General features: G+C 68.9%; 21 protein-coding genes and 1 pseudogene. 8 read left to right on the forward strand and 14 right to left on the reverse strand.

What is annotated here, in order from left to right:
- Positions 1 to 16: 16 nt before the first annotated feature.
- From AC5Y43_RS08920 to AC5Y43_RS08935, 4 genes are read right to left on the reverse strand one after another with little or no spacing between them, the layout of a single operon-like run.
- Positions 17 to 2407 carry a cation-translocating P-type ATPase gene (locus tag AC5Y43_RS08920; protein WP_499971605.1) on the reverse strand — a complete coding sequence of 797 codons (2391 nt, stop codon included), beginning with the start codon at positions 2405 to 2407 and terminating at the stop codon, positions 17 to 19.
- Positions 2404 to 3984 (reverse strand): serine hydrolase, encoded by a 1581-nt coding sequence (locus tag AC5Y43_RS08925; RefSeq protein WP_499971607.1) that lies wholly within the window; start codon positions 3982 to 3984, stop codon positions 2404 to 2406. Before AC5Y43_RS08925 ends, AC5Y43_RS08920 begins: the two co-directional genes overlap by 4 nt.
- A gap of 21 nt (positions 3985 to 4005) precedes the next feature.
- Positions 4006 to 5124: an MBL fold metallo-hydrolase gene (locus tag AC5Y43_RS08930; protein WP_499971609.1), complete on the reverse strand. Its 1119-nt coding sequence runs from the start codon at positions 5122 to 5124 to the stop codon at positions 4006 to 4008.
- Between the two features lie 5 nt (positions 5125 to 5129).
- The gene (locus tag AC5Y43_RS08935; RefSeq protein ID WP_499971611.1) at positions 5130 to 5864 is read right to left on the reverse strand and encodes an enoyl-CoA hydratase; all 735 of its coding nucleotides are present in this window, start codon (positions 5862 to 5864) and stop codon (positions 5130 to 5132) included.
- A 26-nt stretch (positions 5865 to 5890) separates the two neighbouring features.
- Here AC5Y43_RS08935 and AC5Y43_RS08940 point away from each other — a divergent pair, with 26 nt between their 5' ends.
- From AC5Y43_RS08940 to AC5Y43_RS08950, 3 genes are all read left to right on the forward strand, one after another.
- Positions 5891 to 7357 carry a carboxyl transferase domain-containing protein gene (locus AC5Y43_RS08940; RefSeq protein ID WP_499971613.1) on the forward strand — a complete coding sequence of 489 codons (1467 nt, stop codon included), beginning with the start codon at positions 5891 to 5893 and terminating at the stop codon, positions 7355 to 7357.
- 100 nt (positions 7358 to 7457) lie between these two features.
- Complete coding sequence (gene prrA, locus AC5Y43_RS08945; protein ID WP_499963211.1) at positions 7458 to 8168, forward strand: two-component system response regulator PrrA; 711 nt, start codon at positions 7458 to 7460, stop codon at positions 8166 to 8168.
- Between the two features lie 13 nt (positions 8169 to 8181).
- Entirely contained in the window at positions 8182 to 9522 is a 1341-nt protein-coding gene (locus tag AC5Y43_RS08950; protein WP_499971615.1) for a sensor histidine kinase, read from the forward strand.
- A gap of 18 nt (positions 9523 to 9540) precedes the next feature.
- Here the strand turns inward: AC5Y43_RS08950 and arfC (AC5Y43_RS08955) are convergent, their stop codons facing one another.
- From arfC (AC5Y43_RS08955) to arfA, 4 genes and pseudogenes are all read right to left on the reverse strand, one after another.
- Complete coding sequence (gene arfC / locus AC5Y43_RS08955; RefSeq protein ID WP_499972195.1) at positions 9541 to 10905, reverse strand: channel accessory protein ArfC, sunset domain variant; 1365 nt, start codon at positions 10903 to 10905, stop codon at positions 9541 to 9543.
- 132 nt (positions 10906 to 11037) lie between these two features.
- Positions 11038 to 11127, reverse strand: a pseudogene (gene arfC, locus AC5Y43_RS08960) (channel accessory protein ArfC); the annotation flags it as partial.
- Complete coding sequence (arfB, locus tag AC5Y43_RS08965; protein WP_499971617.1) at positions 11124 to 11276, reverse strand: channel accessory protein ArfB; 153 nt, start codon at positions 11274 to 11276, stop codon at positions 11124 to 11126. The gene arfB and the pseudogene arfC (AC5Y43_RS08960), both read right to left, overlap by 4 nt.
- 13 nt (positions 11277 to 11289) lie before the next feature.
- Positions 11290 to 12273, reverse strand: coding sequence for a channel-forming protein ArfA/OmpATb (arfA, locus tag AC5Y43_RS08970; RefSeq protein WP_499971619.1), 984 nt, complete (start codon positions 12271 to 12273; stop codon positions 11290 to 11292).
- Positions 12274 to 12371: 98 nt separating this feature from the next.
- Here arfA and AC5Y43_RS08975 point away from each other — a divergent pair, with 98 nt between their 5' ends.
- Together AC5Y43_RS08975 and AC5Y43_RS08980 are read left to right on the forward strand one after the other, a co-directional pair.
- A complete protein-coding gene (locus AC5Y43_RS08975; protein ID WP_499971621.1) occupies positions 12372 to 12635 on the forward strand; it encodes a DUF2630 family protein in 264 nt (87 codons plus the stop codon).
- Entirely contained in the window at positions 12632 to 14218 is a 1587-nt protein-coding gene (locus AC5Y43_RS08980; protein ID WP_499972197.1) for a phytoene desaturase family protein, read from the forward strand. Before AC5Y43_RS08975 ends, AC5Y43_RS08980 begins: the two co-directional genes overlap by 4 nt.
- On the opposite strand, the gene AC5Y43_RS08985 is transcribed toward AC5Y43_RS08980, so the two are convergent.
- From AC5Y43_RS08985 to pdxH, 4 genes are all read right to left on the reverse strand, one after another.
- The gene (locus AC5Y43_RS08985; RefSeq protein ID WP_499971623.1) at positions 14205 to 15500 is read right to left on the reverse strand and encodes a citrate synthase; all 1296 of its coding nucleotides are present in this window, start codon (positions 15498 to 15500) and stop codon (positions 14205 to 14207) included. The two genes, AC5Y43_RS08980 and AC5Y43_RS08985, sit on opposite strands and share 14 nt — an antisense overlap.
- A 124-nt stretch (positions 15501 to 15624) precedes the next feature.
- Entirely contained in the window at positions 15625 to 16035 is a 411-nt protein-coding gene (locus tag AC5Y43_RS08990) for a type II toxin-antitoxin system VapC family toxin (protein ID WP_499971625.1), read from the reverse strand.
- Positions 16032 to 16268, reverse strand: a complete 237-nt coding sequence (locus tag AC5Y43_RS08995) for a type II toxin-antitoxin system Phd/YefM family antitoxin (protein ID WP_499971627.1) — start codon at positions 16266 to 16268, stop codon at positions 16032 to 16034. The genes AC5Y43_RS08990 and AC5Y43_RS08995 overlap by 4 nt, the downstream gene beginning before the upstream one ends.
- Positions 16269 to 16343: 75 nt before the next feature.
- Positions 16344 to 17015, reverse strand: a complete 672-nt coding sequence (gene pdxH / locus AC5Y43_RS09000) for a pyridoxamine 5'-phosphate oxidase (protein WP_499971628.1) — start codon at positions 17013 to 17015, stop codon at positions 16344 to 16346.
- Between the two features lie 72 nt (positions 17016 to 17087).
- Between pdxH and AC5Y43_RS09005 the strand changes: the two genes are divergently transcribed.
- Positions 17088 to 18209 carry a citrate synthase 2 gene (locus tag AC5Y43_RS09005; RefSeq protein WP_499971630.1) on the forward strand — a complete coding sequence of 374 codons (1122 nt, stop codon included), beginning with the start codon at positions 17088 to 17090 and terminating at the stop codon, positions 18207 to 18209.
- Between the two features lie 135 nt (positions 18210 to 18344).
- Positions 18345 to 18797: a VOC family protein gene (locus AC5Y43_RS09010; RefSeq protein WP_499971632.1), complete on the forward strand. Its 453-nt coding sequence runs from the start codon at positions 18345 to 18347 to the stop codon at positions 18795 to 18797.
- On the opposite strand, the gene AC5Y43_RS09015 is transcribed toward AC5Y43_RS09010, so the two are convergent.
- Together AC5Y43_RS09015 and AC5Y43_RS09020 are read right to left on the reverse strand one after the other, a co-directional pair.
- Entirely contained in the window at positions 18794 to 20503 is a 1710-nt protein-coding gene (locus AC5Y43_RS09015) for an FAD-dependent oxidoreductase (RefSeq protein WP_499971633.1), read from the reverse strand. The two genes, AC5Y43_RS09010 and AC5Y43_RS09015, sit on opposite strands and share 4 nt — an antisense overlap.
- A 16-nt stretch (positions 20504 to 20519) precedes the next feature.
- Positions 20520 to 21545 (reverse strand): AurF N-oxygenase family protein, encoded by a 1026-nt coding sequence (locus AC5Y43_RS09020; RefSeq protein WP_499971635.1) that lies wholly within the window; start codon positions 21543 to 21545, stop codon positions 20520 to 20522.
- A 188-nt stretch (positions 21546 to 21733) separates the two neighbouring features.
- Between AC5Y43_RS09020 and serC the strand changes: the two genes are divergently transcribed.
- Positions 21734 to 22852 (forward strand): phosphoserine transaminase, encoded by a 1119-nt coding sequence (serC, locus tag AC5Y43_RS09025; RefSeq protein WP_499971637.1) that lies wholly within the window; start codon positions 21734 to 21736, stop codon positions 22850 to 22852.
- Positions 22853 to 22942 lie beyond the last annotated feature (90 nt).

Here is a 22942-nt window from a genome sequence, read left to right on the forward strand (position 1 = left end):
AGGATTCCCCGGAATCCTACTTTGCGACCTGCGCCGGCCCGCGCCACAGTCGCGGCTGCACACCCAGCGCCCTGGCCCGGATCCACCACGTTGCCTCGATCGCGGCGGCGCCCACCAAGCCGATGCCCAGCGCGATCGAGGTGACCGCCACGTTCGACGGGTCGAGCAGGAACTTCTGTTGCGCCAGCGGCAGGCTGAAGATCACCACGTACGCCAGGCCGGAGGCGACGACCAGCGCCACCCGCCACCATTGGTAGGGGCGCGCCGCCACCGCGAGCACCCATAGCGCGCACACCAACAACGTGATCAGCGCCGCCGTCGACGCCTGGTCCTGTTGCCGAAACGGCGCGTGGCGGCCGTGGTAGGCAACCAGGTAGGAAACGAATGTCGCGATGCCGACGACGAGCCCGGACGGCAGCGCCGACGTCAACACGCGGCGCACGAAGCCCGGGTAGGCGCGTTCGGTGTTTGGCGCCAGCGACAGGATGAACGACGGGATCCCGATCGTGAACCATGCCGCGATCGTCACGTGGATCGGCTGAAACGGATACAGCAGGGGGTCCACCCCGAGCGGTTTGGAGAACAGGCACTCGATGCCCACGAACAGCGCCAGCAGCACCGAGTACACCGTCTTGGTCAAAAACAGGCTGGCGACCCGCTCGATGTTGCCGATCACCCGCCTGCCCTCGCCGACGACATACGGCAGCGTGGCAAACCTGTTGTCCAGCAAGACGATCTGCGCAACCGCGCGCGACGCCGGGCTGCCGGCCCCCATCGCGACGCCGATGTCGGCGTCCTTGAGGGCCAGCACGTCGTTGACGCCGTCGCCGGTCATCGCCACGCTGTGGCCACGCGATTGCAGCGCGCGCACGATGGCCCGCTTCTGGTCCGGCCGCACCCGCCCGAAGGTGGTGGCGCTCTCCAGGGTGTCGGCCAGGCGCGCCGGGTCGGCCGGCAGCCGGCGCGCGTCCAGGGTATCGCCGTGCAGGCCCAGCTTGCCGGCGACCGCGCCCACCGACACCGCGTTGTCGCCGGAGATCACCTTGACCGAAACACCCTGGGCCGCGAAGTAGTTCAGCGTGTCGCGGGCGTCGGGCCGCACCTTCTGCTCGAGCACCACCAGCGCGACCGGGGCGACCGCGCCGGGCGCGTCCGGGTGATCCACCGGCACCTCGGCGCGACCCAATAGCAGGACCCGCAACCCCTGGGCGCCGATCCGCTCCGCCCGTTCGGCGGCCTCCGACGCGGGCTCCAGCAGTACGTCGGGCGCGCCGATCACCCAATCGCCGTGAGCGCCGAAAGACACCCCGCTCCACTTGGTGGCGGACTTGAAAGGCGCAGTGGCGGTGGGCATCCAATCGGGTGGCCGGCCGAAGGTCTCGGCGATCGCCCGCATGCTCGCGTTGGGCCGCGCGTCGGCCGCCGCCAGGGCGGCCAGCGCGTCGGCGACCGTTTCCGGGTGCGCGGCCAGCTCTTGGACGTCCGACACCCGCATCCCGCTTTCGGTCAGCGTGCCGGTCTTGTCGGCGCACACCATGTCGACCCGCGCCAAGCCCTCGATGGCGGGCAGTTCCTGCACCAGGCATTGCCGTTGGCCCAACCGGACGACCCCGACCGCGAACGCCACCGACGTCAGCAGCACCAGGCCTTCGGGCACCATGGGCACCAGCGCGCCGACCGTCCGCAGCACGGACTGCCGCCATCCCGCATGAGTGGTGAAGAACTGCGTGTAGATCGTCAGCAGGCCGGCGGGCACCAACAGGTAGGTGACGAACTGCAGAATCCGGTTGATCCCGTTGCGCAGTTCGGATTTCACCAGCGTGAACTTGCTCGCCTCCTCGGCGAGCTTGGCGGCATAGGCCTGCGGACCGACTTTGGTCGCGCGGTAGGCGCCGGTGCCGGTGACGACGAAGCTGCCCGACATCACCGCGTCGCCCGGGGCTTTGGTGATCGGGTCCGCCTCGCCGGTCAGCAGCGACTCGTCGACCTCGAGGTTGTCCTCCTCGACGACGTCGCCGTCGACGACGATCTGATCGCCGGGGCCGAGCTCGATGATGTCGTCGAGCACGACCTCGTCCGGCGGCAGTGTCCGGGTCCCGGATCGCCTGCGCACCAACGGTTTCGCCTGCCCGATGATCGCCAGCGTGTCCAGCGTCTGCTTGGCCCTGATCTCCTGGACCATGCCGATGACGCTGTTGGCGACGATGAGCAGGCCGAACAGGCCGTTGATCGCCGAGCCGGTTGTCAGCACGATCAGCAGCAATGCGCCCAGGATCGCGTTGATCCGGGTGAACACGTTGGCCCGGACGATCGCCGTGATGCTGCGGGTCGCGCGTTGCGGGACGGCGTTGCTCTTGCCGTCGGCTATCCGTTGGGCCACCTCGGCATCGCTCAGGCCCGCTGTCATCGGGTGAAGGTTCCCAGCTTGTCGGAGTCGAAGTACTCGAGGTTGAGCGCGGAGGCCGGTGATCCGGAAAAGGTGGCCTTGGAAATGGTTCCGGGCGGGGCGTTTTCGTTCGTCAGCGCGAAGGTGAAGGTGTCGCCGTCCCAGTGCGCCAGGGTGAACGTCTGACTTCTCGGCCCCAGCGACAACTGCAGCGCGCCATCGTGTTCGGCCACCACGGCCGGACCCCAGTAGTCGCTGGCGTAGACGCCGGCGTACTCACCGAGCGGCCTGGGCGGAGCCGGGTTGGCCGGGGGCGACTTGCCGACCAGCGAACCTTCTGGGTTGTTCATCCAGCCGATCGCCTGCTTGTACAGCTCGGCCCAGTTTTCGCGAATCTGCCCGTACTGCAGCAGATCCATGAATTCCGCGGTCAGGGTTTCCGGCACGCCGATGGGTGCGGCGTTGGTGAGCGCGATGATGCCCACGTCCTCCGACGGCATCACCACGAAGTTGGTCGCGGCGCCCAGGGAAAAGGCGCCGGAATGGCTGTACTGGGTGCGCCCCGACGAGGTCACCGACACGTTGAAACCGTATCCGTAGAAGCCCGATCGCGCCTTCGGCGTCGTCGCCGGCACTGAAACGACCTGCGCGGTGGTGGCGGGCAGCAGCGCTTCCGGGGAAGCGATGCGCCGGCCGTTGTAAGTTCCGTTGCCCAGCAGCATGTTCAGCCAGCGCGCCATGTCGTTGACCGACGAACTCACCCCACCCGCGGGCGTCTGCGGATCCGGGTTCCGCTGGAAGCGCGGCTCCCATCTGTCGCCGACCTTGACGTGGCTGACGGCGCGGTCGGCCCTGGCCAGGAAGTCGGCGAAGCGCGAACTCGTGGCGGCCATCCCCAGCGGGCGGTACAGCGCCTCGTCCGATAGCTGGTCCCACGGCTTGGCCGCGGCGGCCGCCACCGTCTCGGCCGCGGCGGTAACCCCGAAATTGGTGTAGGCGTAGCTGCTGCGAAACGGGTTGAGCGGCAGGTACTTCAGGCGTTCGAGCACCTGGCGACGGTCGTAACCCAGGTCCTCCAGCTTGTCACCGGCGTGGTCGGGCAGCCCCGAACGGTGCGCATACAGGTCGGCGACGGTCAGGTGGCCGGTGACATACGGGTCACCCAGCGCGAACCACGGCAGCCGGGACACCACGGGGGTATCCCAGCCGATGACGTTGTCGGTGACCTCGTGCGCGACCACCGTCGCACCGACCGACTTGGACACCGAGGCCAACTGGAAGACGGTGTCGGCGCCGACTTTATTGTCCGCAGCGTCGCCCTTGCCGGCATCCCGGACGCCGAAACCTTTGGCGTATAACGTTTTTCCACCGTGCACGACGGCGACGGCCATGCCGGGGATGCCGGTGCTCTTCATCAGGTCGCCGACCAGCCCGTCGAGCTTTCCAACCGCGTCGTCGATGCGTCCGGCGGGGATCGCCAGGCCCGACACCTCGTTGGGGGGCGCACCGGGCGCCGGGCCGGACGCCGACGGCTCGGACCTGCAACCCGTCAGCGCAAGCAAGGCCGCCGCCAGGGCCGCCACCGCGCGTTTCGTCATGGCCGCCAACTCTAACGTCAGCTAGAGCCGCCACCACGGGTTGAATCTGCGGGGCGCGGCGGGGTCGATGCGTTGTCCGGGTGCCGGCACCGCCACCTCGACCCGCGCGGGGTCCGCCGCGGCCAGCAGGCGCTCGACGGGCTCGGCCCACGGGTGGGGCGCCAGCCGGAAGGTCCCCCAGTGGATGGGCACCAGCAGTCCCGACCCCGCATCGGTGATGTCCAGATGGGCGCGCACCGCCTCTTCGGGGTTCATGTGGATATCCGGCCACGCCGTGTTGTAGGCGCCGATGGGCAGCAGGGTCAGGTCGAACGGGCCGTGGTCGGCCCCGATCTCCGCGAAGCTCTTGGTGTAGCCGGTGTCGCCGCCGAAGTAGGCGCGATGCTGCGGGCCGCAAAAAACCCAGGACGCCCACAGCGTGTTGTTGCGGTCGAAGAAGCGGCCCGAAAAGTGCCGCGCGGGCTTGCAGATCACGGTGAGCTCGTCGAGCTTGGTGCCCTGATTCCAGTCGAGTTCGACGATGCGGTGTTCGGGAATTCCCCACGCGCGCAGGTGGGCGCCGACGCCGAGCGGCACGAAGAACGGGGCCCGCTGGGTGTGCGCCAGCGCCAGGACGGTGTCGAGGTCGAGGTGGTCGTAGTGGTCGTGGCTGATCACCACCGCGTCGACGGCGGGCAGCCCATCCAGTTGCACCGGCGGCGGATGCAGCCGCTGGGGCCCGACGATGTCCGACGGCGAGCATCGGTCGCTCCACACCGGGTCGGTCAGCACGCGGTAGCCGTCGATCTCGAGCAGCGCCGTCGAGTGGCCGAACCAGCTCACGGCGAGCCGGCTGGGCTCGCGGTCGAAGATTTCCGGCGCGGCCAGCGGGATCGGCACCTTCGGCCGGCTGCCGCCGCGCCCGCCCAGCAGCTCGTACACGATCAGCTGCAGCTGCTCGCGATCCATCTTGTACAGCGTGGCGGGATCGAGATTGACGAAGACGCCGTCGGAGTAGTGCGGCGACGCTTCCGTCACCGCGCGGATCGAGGCGGACGTCGCACCGAGGGCGGCCGGCGTGCCGTGCAGCGCGCGCAACAACCAACCGCCCGCCGCCAGCGACGCCGTGCCCGCGGCCAGTCGCAGCGCCCCCCGCGGCATGGTCGTCAGGCTCCCAGGAATTTCGGTGGCCGCTTCTCCACGCGCGCGACCTGCGCTTCGATGACGTCCTGGCTGGCCCAGGCCTTGTCGAAGAGCTCCTTGTGCTCGGGCCAGGCCTCCTCGATGGAGCCGTCGTCGTTGAGCACCCGCTTGGCGTGCTGTATCGCCAGCGGGGCCAGGCCCGCGATCTCGGTGGCCCAGGCCTGCGCGTCGGCCAGCGCCCCGATGCGGTTGACCATCCCGGTCTGCAGCGCCACGTCGGCGGTGAGCTTGTCCGCGGCCAGCAGCATCGCGCGGGCCCGCCCGTGGCCGACCAGCGTGGACAGCCTGCGGATGCTCCAGTTGTCAAGGGCCAGGCCGTATTTCGACGTCGGAAACTGGAAAAACGCGTCGGCCACGGCGACACGCAGATCGCATTGCATGGCCAGCTGCAGACCGGCACCGATGGCGGGGCCGTTGATGAAGCCGATCACCGGCACCGGGGCCGCGTCCATGACCTTGTGCAGCTCGATGAGCCGGTCGGGATAGTCGGCGGCGAAGGCGTCCCCGGACAGGTCCGCGCCCGCGCAGAACACCGTGCCCTGCCCCGTCAGCACCATCGCGCGGGTCGACCCGTCGGCGCCGGCCTTCTGGATCGCCTCCCGCAGCTCGTCGACGAGCTGGGAATTCAGGGCATTGCGGCGCTCGGGGCGCTGCAGCTCGATGGTCATCACGGCTTCGGTCTGGGTCACACCGATCATCCGCCCAGCTTATATATGGTCGGTTGGTGACTCGTATCACGACCGAACAGCTGCGCGAGGCCGTGCTCGACGAGGGCTCCTTCGTCAGCTGGGACACCGATCCGATGGCACTCCCGGTGTCCGAGTCCTACGCGCGGGAGCTGGCCGGCGCGCGAGCCGCCACCGGCCGCGACGAAGCGGTGCTGACCGGCGAGGGCCGCATCTTCGGGCGCCGGGTGGCGGTGGTGGTCTGCGAGTTCGACTTCCTGGGCGGGTCGATCGGGGTGGCCGCGGCCGAACGGATCACCGCCGCGGTGGAACGCGCCACCGCCGAGGGGCTGCCCCTGCTGGCGTCGCCCTGCTCGGGCGGCACCCGCATGCAGGAGGGCACGGTCGCGTTCCTGCAGATGGTGAAGATCGCCGCGGCCGTCACCCTGCACAGGCGGGCGCACCTGCCCTACCTGGTCTACCTGCGCCACCCGACCACCGGCGGGGTGTTCGCCTCGTGGGGCTCGCTGGGCCATGTCACCCTCGCCGAGCCGGGCGCGCTGATCGGCTTCCTCGGCCCGCGCGTGTACGAGCTGCTCTACGGCGAACCCTTCCCGGCCGGCATCCAGACCGCGGAGAACCTGCACCGGCACGCGGTGATCGACGCCGTCGTCGCGCTCGACGCGCTACGCGAAACGCTGGATCGGGCGCTGCGGGTCATCGCCGACCCGCCCGGGCCGCTGACCCCGTCGCCGGCGCCGGAACCGGCCGCCCGAGAAGGCACAGCGCCGGCGTGGGAGTCCGTGGTCGCGTCGCGGCGGCCGGACCGCCCCGGTGTCGCCCATCTGCTGCGCCACGGCGCCACCGACTGCGTGCTGTTGTCCGAAGCGGCGACCACGCTGCTGGCACTGGCCCGGTTCAACGGACAGCCCGCCGTGGTCCTCGGCCAGCAGCGCGTCGCGGGAGGGCTCGTCGGGCCCGCGGCGCTACGCGAGGCCCGGCGCGGCATGGCGCTGGCCGCCGGGCTGCGCTTGCCGCTGGTCCTGCTCATCGACGCCGCCGGGCCTGCGCTGTCGGCCGAGGCCGAGGAGGGAGGGCTGGCCGGCCAGATCGCGCAATGCGTGGCCGAGCTCGTCACGCTCGATACCCCGACGGTGTCGGTACTGCTGGGCCAGGGCAGCGGCGGCCCGGCGCTGGCGATGGTGCCCGCCGATCGCGTGCTGGCCGCGCTGCACGGCTGGCTGGCGCCGCTGCCGCCGGAGGGCGCCAGCGCCATCGTCTACCGCGACACCGACCACGCCGCCGAACTCGCTGCGGCCCAAGGCATTCGGTCGGCCGACCTGCTGGCGTCCGGAATCGTCGATGCCGTGGTGCGCGAGCATCCCGACGCCGCCGACGAACCGGTCGAGTTCGCTCGGCGATTGGCGGCCGCCATCGCCGCCGAGGTGCACGCGCTGCGCGAGGTACCCGCCGGCGACCGGCTCGCGGCGCGGTTGCGCCGCTACCGCCACGTCGGTTTGCGCTGAGCAGAGGCAGACTCGCAGCAAAATCGCGGGTTTTGTGCGATTCTGCGTCTCCTCGCGCAGTGCTCGCGCCTCCCACCCCGATGCGCGACTATCCGGCAAAATGGGCCGCATGGACACTGGTCCCACCTCGCCCCGGGTTTTGGTCGTCGACGACGACTCCGACGTGCTCGCCTCGCTGGAACGTGGTTTGCGCCTGTCCGGATTCGAGGTGTCGACGGCGGTCGACGGCGCCGAGGCGCTGCGCAGCGCCACCGAGACGCGCCCCGACGCGATCGTGCTCGACATCAACATGCCCGTCCTGGACGGTGTCAGCGTCGTCACGGCGCTCCGGGCCATGGACAACGACGTGCCGGTCTGTGTGCTCTCGGCGCGCAGTTCGGTCGACGACCGGGTGGCGGGCCTGGAGGCCGGCGCCGACGACTACCTGGTCAAGCCGTTCGTGCTGGCCGAGTTGGTCGCGAGGGTGAAGGCGCTGCTGCGCCGCCGCGGCGCCACCGCGACGTCGTCGTCGGAAACCATCACCGTCGGTCCGCTCGAGGTGGACATCCCCGGCCGGCGGGCGCGGGTCAACGGCGTCGACGTCGACCTGACCAAGCGGGAGTTCGATCTGCTCGCGGTGCTGGCCGAGCACAAGACCGCTGTGCTGTCCCGCGCGCAGCTGCTGGAGTTGGTGTGGGGATACGACTTTGCCGCCGACACCAACGTCGTCGACGTGTTCATCGGATACCTGCGCCGCAAGCTGGAGGCCAACGGCGGCCCCCGCCTGCTGCACACCGTTCGCGGAGTAGGGTTCGTGCTGCGAATGCAGTGATCATGAAGCGGCTATGAATTTCCTGTCCCGGATCTTCGCCCGTACGCCTTCGCTACGGACCCGCGTGGTGGTGGCGACGGCCATCGGCGCCGCGATCCCCGTGCTCATCGTGGGCATCGTGGTGTGGGTGGGAATCACCAACGACCGCAAGGAGCGCCTGGACCGCCGCCTCGACGAGGCCGCGGGTTTCGCGATCCCCTTCCTGCCGCGCGGCCTGGACGAAATCCCCCGTTCGCCCAACAACCGCGACGCCATCATGACGATCCGGCGCGGCGACCAGGTCAAGTCCAATTCCGACGTCACCCTGCCGAAGCTGGGCGCCGACTACGCCGATACCTACATCCGCGGGGTGCGCTACCGGGTGCGCACGGTGGAGATCCCCGGCCCGGAGCCGTCCTCGCTTGCCGTGGGTGCGACGTATGACACCACCATCGCCGAGACCAACAACCTGCATCGCCGGGTTTTGCTGATTTGCGGGTTTGCCATCGGCGCGGCGGCCGTGTTCGGCTGGCTGCTGGCCGCGTTCGCGGTGCGCCCGTTCAAACAGCTCGCCCAGCAGACGCGGCTGATCGACGCGGGCGACGAGGCGCCGCGGGTCGAAGTGCACGGCGCGACCGAGGCCATCGAAATCGCCGAGGCGATGCGGGGCATGCTGCAACGCATCTGGGACGAGCAGAACCGCACCAAAGAGGCGCTCGCCTCGGCGCGCGACTTCGCCGCGGTGTCCTCCCACGAGTTGCGCACGCCGTTGACCGCGATGCGGACCAACCTCGAGGTGCTGTCCACGCTGGATCTGCCCGACGACCAACGCAAGGAAGTGCTCAACGACGTCATCCGCACCCAGTCGCGGATCGAGGCCACCCTGACCGCCCTGGAGCGGCTGGCCCAGGGCGAGCTGTCGACCTCCGACGATCACGTGCCCGTCGACATCACCGAGCTACTCGACCGCGCCGCGCACGACGCCATGTGGGTCTACCCCGACCTCGATGTTTCTCTGGTGCCATCGCCCACCTGCATCATCGTGGGGCTGCCCGCGGGACTGCGCCTCGCCGTGGACAACGCGATCGCCAACGCGGTCAAACACGGTGGCGCGACGCGGGTTCAGCTGTCGGCAGTCAGCTCGCGAGCCGGGGTGGAGATCGCGGTCGACGACAACGGCAGCGGGATTCCGGAGGCGGAGCGCGAGGTGGTGTTCGAGCGGTTCTCCCGCGGGTCGACGGCCTCGCATTCGGGGTCGGGCCTGGGCTTGGCCCTGGTGGCCCAGCAGGCCCACCTGCACGGCGGAACGGCTTCGCTCGAGGACGGCCCGCTGGGCGGCGCGCGGCTGCTGCTGCGCATCCCGGCCCCGCACTAGCGGCCTATCGCCGAGGAGTCACTTCCGGGAGCTCTTGCGCCACGGCGTGAAATGCGCCCGCACAGCCGATTCCTCGTCCTTGAACCAGACCTGGGCCACGGTCGGGTCGTAGGTCGGATCGTCGGGGGTGTAGTAGAGCCGGGTGTCCGAACGGCCCTTCACCAGCCATCCCGCCGGTCCGCCGCCGTCCGGGGTGGCGCGAGCCGAACCCGGACCGTAGGGCTCGTACGGCAAGACCGGCATCCTTCCCGTGGGCGCCTCGTTGGCGGCCGGCATCCGCTTCATCGGGGGACGCTGGACGGCCTTCTTGGCGGGCCGACCCTTGGCGGGTGGCGCCTTTCGCGGCGGCACCTTCTTGCCGGGCGGGAGTTTCCTCGGCGGCACTTTGCGCGCGCCCGGAATCTTTTTGGCGGGTTGGGAGGGTGGGCGGGCCTTCCGCGGCGGCGCCTTCTTCGCGGCGGGGCGCTTAACCGCCGTCGGCTCTTCGGCGGCCGGCGCCTTCTTCGGCCGGAATCGCCTGAGGAATGAAAACCTGCTTCGGGGAGGCTGTTTCGCGACGGCAGCCGTCGCGTCCTCGTCGGCGACGGGGATGTTGATCGTGTCAAAGTCTTGCTCGACGGGGATCGCGGTTGTCGGCTGATCGATGACGGGGATCTCCATCGTCGGCAACTCCTGCTCGACGGGGATCTCGGTCGTCTCGAACTCTTGCTCGGCCGGGAACGCCATCGCAGACGGCTCCGGCTCGGCAGCGATCTCCGTCTTTACCGGCTCCGGCCCGACCGGCTCGGGCTCGACCGGCGCCTCCGGCTCCGGCTCGGCAGCGACCTCCACCTCGACCGCCTCCGACTCGTCGGGGACTTCCGCCTCCAGCGGCTCGGCAGCGTCCTCCGCCTCCTCCTCCGACTGGACCGCAGCCTCGGCCTCCACCTGCTCCGGCTCGACGGGAACCTCCGTCGCTACAGCTTCCGGTTCGTCGGGGACTTCCTCCTCCAACGCCTCCGGCTCATCGGGCATTTCCGGCGTCGGGAGTTCCTGTTCGACGGGAATCCTGGTCGTCAACAAATCATGCACAACGCGAGATTCGGCCGGCTGCGACTCCTGCTCGAGGGTGGTCTCCGTCGGCGGTGTCTCCTGCTCGCCGGAAACCTCCGTCACCGTCGGCTCGGGCTCGTCGGGGATTTCCGGCGTCGGCAGTTCCTGTTCGACGGGAATCCTGGTCGTCAACAAATCATGCACAACGCGAGATTCGGCCGGCTGCGGCTCCTGCTCGAGGGTGGTCTCCGTGGGCGCCGACTCCTGCTCGACGGGGAGTTCCGTCGCCACCGGCTCCATCTCGGCCGGGAACTGCGTCGTCGACGGTTCGGGCTCGACGGGGACGACCATGGTCGGGCGCTCGTCTTCGGCCGGGCCGGTCACGAAGAACTCGTACGGCGGCGGAACCTTCGTCGTGGGCGGCACACGCACTTCACCCGCCTCAGCGGCGGAGCCGTTCGGGCGCACCTCGACCGGCACCTGGCGTTTGACCCGGCGCAGCGTCAGCGCGAGCGTCAACCCCAGCCCGGTCACAAAGGACACGGCGAAAAGCCACCAGTGCACGTAGTTCATCGCTGCCCGCCAATCTCACGCCCGGCCGAAACGACGGGAACTTCTTCCACGGTGACCCGCTTGTTCAAGATGTTGGCGACCACCCGGGCGACGGCCGAGCCCACGAGAAACGCGAGCAGGTACCACAACCACTGGATCACGAAATCCATGTGCCGGATCTCCTTAACTGACAACGATTTCGACGCGGCGATTCTTGGCGCGACCATCGGGCGTGTCATTGGGGGCCACCGGGTTGACCGACCCGAGCCCCTTGACCACCAACTGGGAAGCGGCAACGCCGTGGGCAACAAGGAAGTCGGCAACCCGTTGGGCCCGCTGGCTGCTCAGCGGAAGGTTGACCGCCTCGGTGCCGGATGTATCGGTGTAGCCGTTGATCGTCGCGTGCGCGGTCGGGCATGCCCTGAGCCTGTCCGACACCTGGGTCAGCATCTGCGTGTCGGCCGGTGTCAGGCTCAGGCCATCGTTGCCGAAGGTAATCGGCCCACCCGTCGCGGCATTGATCGCCGCTTGCAGGTCGGCGCACGGCCCGCCCGGCGGCGCCGGTACCGGCGCGTTAACCGCAAGCTTGTCAACGACGTTCAGGTTGGACCAGGTGCGTACCGCCTCCTGGCTGACGGTGTCCTTCTGGGCCTGGGATGCGGCGGTGCCCGCCAGGGTGATCGTGTTTCCGTAGACGGTCAGGCTGAAGTCGGGCATCGAGGAGCCGTCCTTGAAAATTGGTGCGGCCTTTGAGAAATCGAGCGCATCGACGTTGGGGTTGATGTGCAGCTCGTCGACGACGTTGACGCCTGGCGGCAGTGAGCCATTGAGCGCCTTCAGCAAGGCGGCCTTGGCGGAGTCGTCGGGAAGCTCCCCGCTGAGCGTAAAATCGTTGCCGCTGCGAGCGATTGACAGCGGCGCCAGGGACAACGTGGAAACCCCGGGCTTGCCCGTCGGCGCCAGCGTCGCGACCGCATCGGACGGTCCGGCGGCTGACGGCTGTCGATCCAGCCCGGCGGAGCCGATCGTCGCGATCAACAATGGAATGACCACCACAGCAATCAGCCAGGGCGGGCCCGCCGGCCGCCGAGGCGGCTCCGCAGCCCGCAGCGCATCGACGCCTGCGGCGTCCTGCCGCAAACCCGAGCCCACCCCCGCTGTTGCCATCCCCTCGTTTTCCTCTCCGAGACTTGCCCGTCGTGCAGGCGATATGCAGCCTACCGAGTCGGCGCCGCGGCACCCGTCAAGTCGGGCACACTGGAGCGATGGGCAACGGCAACAAACCAACCGACAGCGAAACCCTGGCATACATCCGCGGGCTGGTCGCCGAGGAAAAGTCCCTGCGCGAGCGGCTGCAGCGCGGCGACATCGGCACCTCCGAGGAGCAGGATCACCTGCGTCGGGTGGAGGTCGAACTCGACCAATGCTGGGACCTGCTGCGTCAGCGCCGGGCACTGCGCGAAAGCGGCGGTGACCCGCGCGAGGCCGAGGTGCGGGCGCCCGACCAGGTCGAGGGTTACCTGAGCTGAACGGGCGCGCGGCCGACCCCGACGCCTTCGACGCCATAGTCATAGGCGGCGGCCACAACGGGCTGGTCGCGGCCGGTTATCTGGCCCGGGCGGGCCTTCGGGTGCGGTTGCTGGAGCGGCTGGGGCACGTGGGTGGCGCCGCGGTGTCGGCGCAGGCGTTCGACGGGGTCGGCGTCCGGGTGTCGCGGTACTCCTACCTGGTAAGTTTGCTGCCCTCGCGCATCGTCGACGACCTGGGTGCCGACGTGCGGCTGGCCGGCCGGCCGTATTCGTCCTACACCCCGGACCCCGCTACCGGCGGCCGGCGCGGACTGCTCGTCGGGCGTCCCGATACGTTCGCCGCCGTCGGGGCCGCCGGCGACGAGCACGGTTTCGCCGCGTTCTACCAGCGCTGCCGCCTGGTGACCGGAAAGCTCTGGCCGACGCTGCTCGAGCCGCTGCGCACCCGCGATCAGGCCCGCCGGCACGTCATCGACGGCGGCGATCCCGGCGCGGCGACCGCGTGGCGGGCCATGGTCGACGAGCCGATCGGCCACGCCATCGCCGGCGCGGTGAGCAACGACCTGGTGCGTGGGGTCATCGCGACCGACGCGCTGATCGGCACCTTCGCCCGCCTCGACGACCCCGCGCTGAACCAGAACGTCTGCTTCCTGTATCACGTGCTCGGAGGGGGAACCGGAGACTGGGACGTGCCCGTCGGCGGGATGGGAGCGGTGACCTCCGCACTGGCCGCCGCCGCTGCGCGCCATGGCGCCGAAATAGTCACCGGCGCAGATGTTTTCGCTGTCGACCCGGGCGGGCTGGTGCGCTACCGCCTCGGCGACAACGAGCGCGCCGTGCAGGGTCGGTACGTCCTCGCCGGGGTCACGCCAACGGTTTTGGCCGGTCTGCTGGGCGAGCGACCGGCGCCACCGGCCCCCGGCGCGCAGGTGAAGGTCAACATGGTGCTGCGGCGGCTACCCCGGTTGCGCGACGCAGGCGTCACCGCCGAACAGGCATTCGCCGGCACGTTTCACGTCAACGAGACCTGGAACCAACTGGACGCGGGCTATTCCCAGGCGGCCTCCGGCCAGATCCCCAATCCGCTTCCCTGCGAAGCCTATTGCCATTCGCTGACCGACCCGGGCATTCTGTCGGCCCCGCTGCGCGCCTCGGGCGCCCACACGATGACGGTGTTCGGCCTGCACACCCCGCACTCGCTATTCGACGGCACCTACACCGGCGCGCTGCGCGACCGGCTGACCGACGCGGTGCTGGCGTCGCTGAATTCAGTTCTGGCCGAACCGATTCAGGACGTCCTGATGAGCGACGCCCTCGGCCGTCCGTGCCTCGAGACGACCACCACGCTCGACCTGCACCGCAAGCTGGGGATGACCGCGGGAAACATCTTCCACGGCGGGCTGTCGTGGCCGTTCGCCGATGGCGACGACCCGCTGGACAGCCCGGCGCGGCGATGGGGGGTCGCCACCGCGCACGAGCGAATCATGTTGTGCGGCTCGGGTGCCCGCCGCGGTGGGGCGGTGTCGGGCATCGGCGGCCACAACGCCGCGATGGCCGTGCTGGAGTCGCTCAACGCTCGTTAATGATGGCGTAGTCGCGTTCGGTGTACCCGGTGTAGATCTGGCGCGGACGGCCGATCTTGCTGTCGCCCTCGTCGTGCATCTCCCGCCAGTGCGCGATCCAGCCGGGCAGCCGGCCCAACGCGAACAGCACGGTGAACATCCGGGTCGGGAATCCGAGGGCTCGGTAGATCAGGCCGGTGTAGAAGTCGACGTTGGGGTAGAGCTTGCGTTCGACGAAGTAGTCGTCGGTGAGCGCGGCTTCCTCGAGTTCCTTGGCGATGCCCAGCAAGTCGTCGTCGCCGCCAAGCTTGGCCAGGATCTTGTCGGCCTGTTCCTTGACGATCCGCGCCCGGGGGTCGTAGTTCTTGTAGACCCGGTGCCCGAAGCCCATCAGCTTGACGCCCGCCTCGCGGTTCTTCACCTTGCGCACGAATTCGCCGACGTCGTCGTCGCTCTCACGGATCTGCTCGAGCATCTCCAGCACCGCCTGGTTGGCGCCGCCGTGCAGCGGACCCCACAGCGCGTTGATGCCCCCGGAAATGGAGGTGAACAGGTTCGCCCGCGACGAGCCCACCAACCGCACCGTCGACGTCGAACAGTTCTGCTCGTGGTCGGCGTGCAGGATGAACAGCATGTCCAGGGCCCGCACGATTTCGGGGTCGGCGTGGTACGGCTCGGCCGGCAGCCCGAACGTCATCCGCAGGAAGTTCTCCACCAGGCTCAGCGAGTTGTCCGGGTAGAGGAACGGCTGCCCGATCGACTTCTTGTAGGCGTAGGCGGCGATCGTGGGCAGCTTCGCCAGCAGCCGCGTGGTCGACAGCTCGACCTGACCGTTGTCCATCGGGTCCAGCGCATCCGGGTAGTAGGAGCTCAGCGCGTTCACCACGCTGGACAGCACCGGCATCGGGTGGGCGTTGGGCGGAAAGCCGTCGAAGAAGCGCTTGAGATCCTCGTGCAGCATGGTGTGCCGCTGGATCCGGTGGGTGAACTCGTCGAGTTGGGGCTTGGTCGGCAACTCGCCGTAGATCAGCAGGTAGCTGACCTCGATGAAGGTCGACTTCTCGGCGAGCTGCTCGATCGGGTAGCCGCGGTAGCGCAAGATGCCGGCGTCGCCGTCGATGTAGGTGATAGAGCTCTTGCACGAGGCGGTGTTGACGAAGCCGTTGTCGAACGTCGTGTACCCGGTCTTGGACAACAGCGAGCCGAGCGCGATCCCGTCGGCCCCTTCGGTGGCTTGGGCGATCTGCAGGTCGATCTCGCCCCCCGGGTACTTCAGGGTGGCGGTGTCGTCGGTGTCGGCCACGAGAACCCCTTTGCGCTCTGGCTGGTATGGCTGCCCTGACTCGGTGCTTATAGCTGAAGGTAGTCGTTATCGGGACGACGTGCCTGCCCGGGGTCGGGTCATCGGTCCGAGATCTCCAAGCGGTTCAGGTTTTCAGAGTCGCGGTGAGCGCTGCCTCGAGAATGCGGCTGTCGCTGGTGGCGATGGTTAGGTTTCGGCGGGCGGCCTGGGCCACGATCACGCGGTCGAACGGGTCTCGGTGGTCCCACCGCAAGCGCCCGGCGAGGATCGCATCGGCGGCGTCAATGGGAAGTTCAGATGCACCCATGTCAGCCAACACATCCGACCACGCGGACAGCAGCGCGTCGCCGTCGAGGCGGCCGAGGCGAGTCTTGGTCGCGATCTCCCACGCTGAGGCTGCCGATACAGCCACCTCTGTTGCCGGATCGGAAAGCAACTCGCGCGCCGGGGCCGCGAGCTTGTCAGGCGCGCTGACCAACCAAAGCAGCGCATTGGTATCCAGCAGGACCGCAGCGGGTGGGATTCCCACGGTCACGAATCACCTTCCCACGCAGCAATTTCCGTTTCGGGCAAGGGCTCGTCAAACTCACCGGGCACGACGAGCCCGGGAAGCTGGCCGAACCGGCGTGGGCGCTTCTGCACCGGCGACAGCACCGCGACCGGACGTCCGTGATTGGTAATCGTCACCGATTCGCCGGTGCGTTCGACCTTTGCGAGCAGCGCGTTCAACTTCGCCTTGGCCTCGGTACTCGTGACTACTGTCTCCACCCATACCAATGTAGGGTGCTCGCAACTATTCTGACCAGTGCGACTAGTCAGAACTTGCTCCGGGGCGTTTCGCGGCTAGGGTTGCAGGCGCTCCACCCGTCCGCCGGCGACCCGAATCCGGTTGTGCACCCGGTTTTCTCGCCCCTGCCAGAATTCGACCACCTCGGGTGCGATGCGGTAGCCACCCCAGTTGGGTGGCACCGGGACGCGCTCCGAGTCGGCGAAGCGCGCGGTGACCTCCTCGAGCTGGTCCAGCAGCGCCGCGCGCGACGCGATGGGACGCGATTGGTGCGACGCCCACGCACCCAGTTGTGAGCCGCGTGGCCGTTTGGCCCAGTAGTCCCGGGTGACCTGCGGATCGACCCTGCTCACCGGACCCCGGACGTGCACCTGCCGACCCAGTTGATACCAGGGGAAGGTGGCCGACGCGTAGGGCGTCGCCGCCAGTTCGAGCCCCTTGGCCGACTCGTAGTTGGTGAAGAACGTGATCCCGGTCTCGTCGGCGCTCTTGCACAACACCGATCGGCTGACCGGCCTGCCCTCGGCGGCGGTGGCCAGCACCATGGCGTTGGGCTCGGCCACACCGGCGCGTTCGGCCTCGCCGAGCCACTTGCGGAACAGCGCCAGCCATCCGTCGACCAGCCAGTCCGCGTCCAGGTCGGGGCTGCCGTCCTTTTCGGCGGATCCGTATTCCACGCGCAGTTTCTGCAGGTGTTCGTCGCCGGGTACGGGGCTCGGTCCTGCCATTGCGCCAACGCTACCGGCGGTTCTTACCGGCCGGTAGCGTTGGCCCGGAGGCGGGGTGCGAGAATTTTTCCCATGACTGTTGTCCCCGAAAACTTTGTCCCCGGCCTAGAGGGCGTGGTGGCTTTCACCACCGAAATTGCCGAACCGGATAAAGACGGCGGCGCGCTGCGCTACCGCGGCGTCGACATCGAAGACCTGGTGACCCAGCAGGTCACGTTCGGCGACGTGTGGGCGTTGCTGGTCGACGGCCAGTTCGGGCGCGGGCTGCCGCCCGCCGAGCCGTTCCCGCTGCCGATCCACACCGGCGACGTGCGGGTCGACGTGCAGGCCGGGCTGGCGATGCTGGCGCCCATCTGGGGCTACAAGCCGCTGCTGGACACCGACGAAACCACCGCCCGCGATCAGCTGGCCCGGGCCTCGGTGATGGCCCTGTCCTACGTCGCGCAGTCGGCGCGCGGTATCTATCAGCCGGCCGTGCCGCAGCGCGTCATCGACGAATGCTCCACCGTCACAGCGCGTTTCATGACCCGCTGGCAGGGCGAGCCGGACCCGAGGCACGTCGAGGCGATTGACGCGTACTGGGTGTCGGCCGCCGAGCACGGAATGAATGCCTCCACGTTCACCGCTCGGGTGATCGCCTCGACCGGAGCGGACGTGGCCGCATCCCTGTCGGGTGCGATCGGGGCGATGAGCGGCCCGCTGCACGGCGGGGCGCCCGCGCGCGTGCTGCCGATGATCGAGGAGGTCGAGCGCACGGGCGACGCCCGCGGGCTGGTCAAGGGAATCCTGGACCGCGGCGACAAGCTGATGGGCTTCGGCCACCGCGTGTACCGCGCCGAGGACCCGCGGGCGCGCGTGTTGCGCGCGGCCGCCGAACGCCTCGGCGCCCCGCGCCATGAGGTCGCGGTCGCGCTCGAGCAGGCCGCGCTGGCCGAGTTGCGCGAGCGGCGTCCGGACCGGGCCATCGAGACCAACGTCGAGTTCTGGGCCGCGGTCATCCTCGACTTCGCCCGCGTGCCGGCGAACATGATGCCGGCCATGTTCACCTGTGGGCGCACCGCGGGCTGGTGTGCCCACATCCTCGAGCAGAAGCGGCTGGGCAAACTGGTCCGCCCGTCGGCCATCTACGTGGGACCGGGCCCCCGCAGCCCGGAAGCCGTCGAGGGGTGGAATCGAGTCCTCACCAGCGCCTGAATCGGTCTCTGGCACGGCTTGTCGGTGCCCCCCGGTTGAATGATCCCGCGCGATGACTTTTCGTCGTGCGCGCGGTCAATACCGATGAGCCCGGGCCACGACCGGCCCGGGGCCGACAGAAAGGTAAGGACCCCCATGGCCATCAACGTCGAACCCGCCCTGTCCCCGCACCTCGTTGTCGACGACGCCGCCGCGGCGATCGACTTCTACGTCGAGGCTTTCGACGCCGTCGAGTTGGGGCGCGTTCCCGGTCCCGACGGCAAGCTGATCCACGCCGCGCTGCGCATCAACGGTTTCACAGTGATGCTCAACGACGACTTTCCGGAAACGTGTGGCGGCAAATCGACGACGCCCAGGTCCCTTGGCGGGACCCCGGTCACCATCCACCTGACGGTCACCGACGTCGACGCCAAGTTCCAACAGGCGCTGGACGCGGGCGCCACCGTGGTGGGGCCGCTGGCGGACCAATTCTGGGGAGACCGTTACGGCGTGGTCGCCGATCCCTTCGGCCACCACTGGTCGCTGGGTCAGCCGGTGCGCGAGGTCAGCATGGAGGAGATCGAAGCCGCTATGGCCGGGCGGGGTTAGCCGCGCAGCCGGGCCAGCAGCCGGCGTCGCGGTCGCGGCGCCGGCGGGGCGGTGGCCGCGACGGCGAGCATGTCCGCGACGAGAGTGAATTTGTTGCGCGGACGTCCGCCCTGAGGGCCGTGGCCGCCGCGCGCGATTTCCGCGGCGTCGATCGCGCGCCATCCCTCGGAGTCGACGACGTCGGGCTGGCGCGCGTGCACCAGTTCGTCCAGGCCCCCCGGCTTGGCCGCCGGATCGGTCAACCGGCCGGCGTTGAAATCGGCCACGACGGCCTGGACGGTTTCGAGAGAGCAGGACTTGTTGGTGCCGATGAACCCCGTCGGCCCGCGCTTGATCCATCCCGCGACATAGGCGCCGGGCACCGGCCGGCGCGAGTCGGGGTCGAGGACCCGGCCGCTCTCGTTGGGAACCACCGCTGACGACTCGTCGAACGGTAGGTCGCGAATCCCCTTGCCGCGGTATCCGATCGACGTCAGCACCAGGCCCGCCTCGAGTCGGCGCGTCTCTCTCCTTGTTTGCAAAGTGCCGGTGACCGAAAACTCCACGCCGGTCGCGCGCCGCTCACCCAGCACGCGCTCGGGGGTGAGTCGATAGGCGAACCGGACTCGGGGGCGAGTCGCGGGCACCGGGCCGTCGCCCAGTTTGCTCAGGAGCTCCAGCTTGGACTTGGTCAGCGGATCGGAGGCTTCCGCCAGATCGCTGACCACCCGCTCATGGTCGCCGGCGTCGAGCACGACCTCGGAGGCGCCGGTGAGGCCGATCAATTCGGGCAGCGTGAACGCCGAGCGGGCCGGCCCGCCGCGGGCGGCGATCACCACTTCGCGCACCGCCGAGCGCCGCAAGGCGTCGAGGGCATGGTCGGCGATGTCGGTGCGAGCCAGGTCGTCGGGGTCCGCCGTGAGCACCCGGGCCACGTCGAGGGCGACATTGCCGTTGCCGATGATCACCGCGCGTTCGTGGCCGAGATCGACCGGCAGATCGGTGAAGTCGGGATGGCCGTTGATCCACGCGACCAACTCGGTGGCGGTGCCGGTGCCCGGCAGGCCCATGCCGGCGATGTCGAGCCGGCGATCATCGGGGGCGCCGACCGCGTACAGCACGGCGTGATGGTGCGCCAGAAGATCGGCGTGGCTCAGGTGCTTGCCGATCTCGACGTTGAGGTAGAACCGGAAGTGGCGGTGACGGGAGACCCGGTCGAAAAGCCGGGTGACCCGCTTGGTGTTCTGGTGATCGGGCGCCACGCCGGCCCGCACCAATCCGTAAGGGGTAGGCAGCTTTTCGAAGACGTTGACCCGCACCCCGTGCTGGGTCAGCAGTTCGTCGGCCGCATACATCGCCGCCGGCCCGGATCCCACGATGGCCACGGTCAACGGCGTGCGGCGGGCGCGGACCTCGGCGGCGGGGATCACCGGTGCCAGCTTGGAGGTCGGCGGCAGCTTCACGCCGGCGGGTCGCTCCGGGTAGAAGGACGCGTTGATCTCCACGAACGGCAGCTGCTTGGGATCCAGCTTGGTGTCGGGCGCGATCGCGCCGACCGGGCACGCGCTGACGCACGCGCCGCAGTCCACGCAGGCCACCGGGTCGATGTAGAGCATCTCCGACGTCGCGAAGCCCGGCTCGTCCGGCGTCGGGTGAATGCAGTTCACCGGGCAGGCGAAGACACAGGACCCGTCGTTGCAGCACGACTGGGTAATAACGTGCGGCATATGACCCCGAGAAGTCCTATGCGGCCGGGACGGGCGCCAGGTGTTGGCGCTGTGGCTCGCTGCGGTAGCGCGAGGGCTTGCCGTCGATCTTGCAGATCCGCCACATCAGCCGCGCGGAGCGCGTTTCCATCAGGCCGGTGTCATACGCCAGCATCCGCACGTCACCAAACATGTCGCGGAGCCACTTACGCGATTCCGGCGACCGGAAGAAGAGCTCCTTCTTCACCTCGCGCGGGATGTCGAACTCCCGCCAAAATGCCTTGGGCGGCACCACGATCGCCCGGCACAGCACCTTCATCGTCAGCGGCAGGTACAGCGCGGTCCAGAAGCGCTGCCGCTTGGTCAATTCCGGCACCCGCTTGCGGAGGAACTCGTGGGCGAACGAAATATGGCGGGCCTCCTCGGCCACGTGGATCGCCATCACCCGCTCCATGATCGGGTGCAGCGACTTGCCTTCGCGCAGCACGTTTTTCTGCGTGTGGTCGATGGGCTCCTCGCCCGCCAGCACCCCGATGAAGAACGCCACCGGCAATGGGCCGGCGACCAACGGAACCAACGGCGAGATCCAGCGCAGCATCCGGGACATGCCCGGCACGTCGGCCCCAACCCGGTTGACCATCTCCTGGAACATCATGGTGTGGTTGCACTCTTCGACCGATTCGTGCAGGCAGTACCGGTATTCCGGGGACCCGTTGGGCACCCAGAACGTGTAGTTCATCAGGCCCCGGATCAGGATCGACTCGAAGTGCAATCCGACCTTGGCGACGTTGGCCTGGCGCCACATGCCGATCTTGATCTTGCGCTCGTCGGACTGGGCCTGATACCAGGGATGGCGCCCAAGCGGATCGGTCTGCGGCAGGATCCACCGTGGATCGTTCTCCGTCACAGCGAATTCCGGTGCGTCCCAGTCGATATCGGTATAGGGATTGAAGTTACGCCGCACCGACCCCTCGGACAGTGTGGCAAGCATGTCGACGTACTCGGCGTCGTCGCGCACTTCCATGTTGCGGCGCCAACGTCGAACCATTCGCGTCCTGGCCATACAAAAGCCTCCCCAACGAGGTTTACATTTGGATGTGCTATGTCCAGACAGTACCGCAGGTACCGGATATTTTCCAGACCCGCACCAGCCACTGTGGCCTGACCGGTGGTCACTGGACGGGTGTGGCGCGTCTCACAGCCACGGGCCGCCCCGTCACCGCCCCGAAACCGCTCACTACGCTGGTCGATATGGCTGACCAGCTCGAGATTCCCGCCGACCTCAAACCCCGCGACGGCCGCTTCGGTTCCGGCCCCTCCAAGGTGCGACCCGAGCAGTTGAAGGCACTGACCACCACCGCCGCGCCGCTGTTCGGCACCTCGCACCGCCAGGCACCGGTCAAGGACCTGGTGGGCCGGGTGCGGTCGGGAGTGACCGAGCTGTTCTCGGTGCCCGACGGCTACGAGGTCATCCTCGGCAACGGCGGCGCGACCGCATTCTGGGACGCCGCCGCGTTCGGGCTGATCGACCAGCGGTCGCTGCACCTCTCCTACGGAGAGTTCAGCTCCAAGTTCGCCTCGGCGGTCGCCAAGAACCCGTTCGTCGGCGACCCGGTCGTCATCAAATCGGATCCGGGCACCGCTCCCGAGCCGCAGGCCGACCCCTCGGTCGACGCGATCGCGTGGGCCCACAACGAGACGTCGACCGGCGTCGCGGTGCCCGTCCGCCGCCCCGCCGACGCGGGCGACGCGCTGGTCCTGATCGACGCGACGTCGGGCGCCGGCGGCCTGCCGGTCGACATCACCCAGGCCGACGTGTACTACTTCTCCCCCCAAAAGAACTTTGCCGGCGACGGCGGGCTGTGGCTGGCGATCATGAGCCCCGCGGCGCTGGCCCGCGTCGAGTCGATCGCCGCGTCCGGTCGCTGGGTCCCCGACTTCCTGTCGCTGCCGATCGCGGTGGAAAACAGCCTGAAGAACCAGACCTACAACACCCCGGCGATAGGCACCCTGGCCCTGATGGCCGAACAGCTCGACTGGATGCTGGGCAACGGCGGCCTCGACTGGGCGGTCAAGCGCACGGCGGACTCGTCGCAGCGGTTGTACTCCTGGGCCGAGGAACGCCCCTACACCACGCCGTTCGTCACCGACCCCGCGTCGCGTTCGCAGGTGGTGGGCACGATCGACCTCGCCGACGATGTCGACGCGGCCGCCGTCGCCAAGACCCTGCGCGCCAACGGCATCGTCGACACCGAGCCGTACCGCAAGCTGGGCCGCAACCAATTGCGGGTCGCGATGTTCCCCGCGGTCGACCCCGACGACGTCAGCGCCCTGACCCGGTGCGTCGACTGGGTGGTCGAGCGGTTGTAACGGCAAATCCACCCGCGTGTCAGAGCGGGTTACCGCCGTTAGCTGCACTAGAGTGCGCCCTGACGGGTCCGTTTGCTGAACGGCACGGAG

The organism is Mycobacterium sp. NGS57, assembly GCF_059812405.1.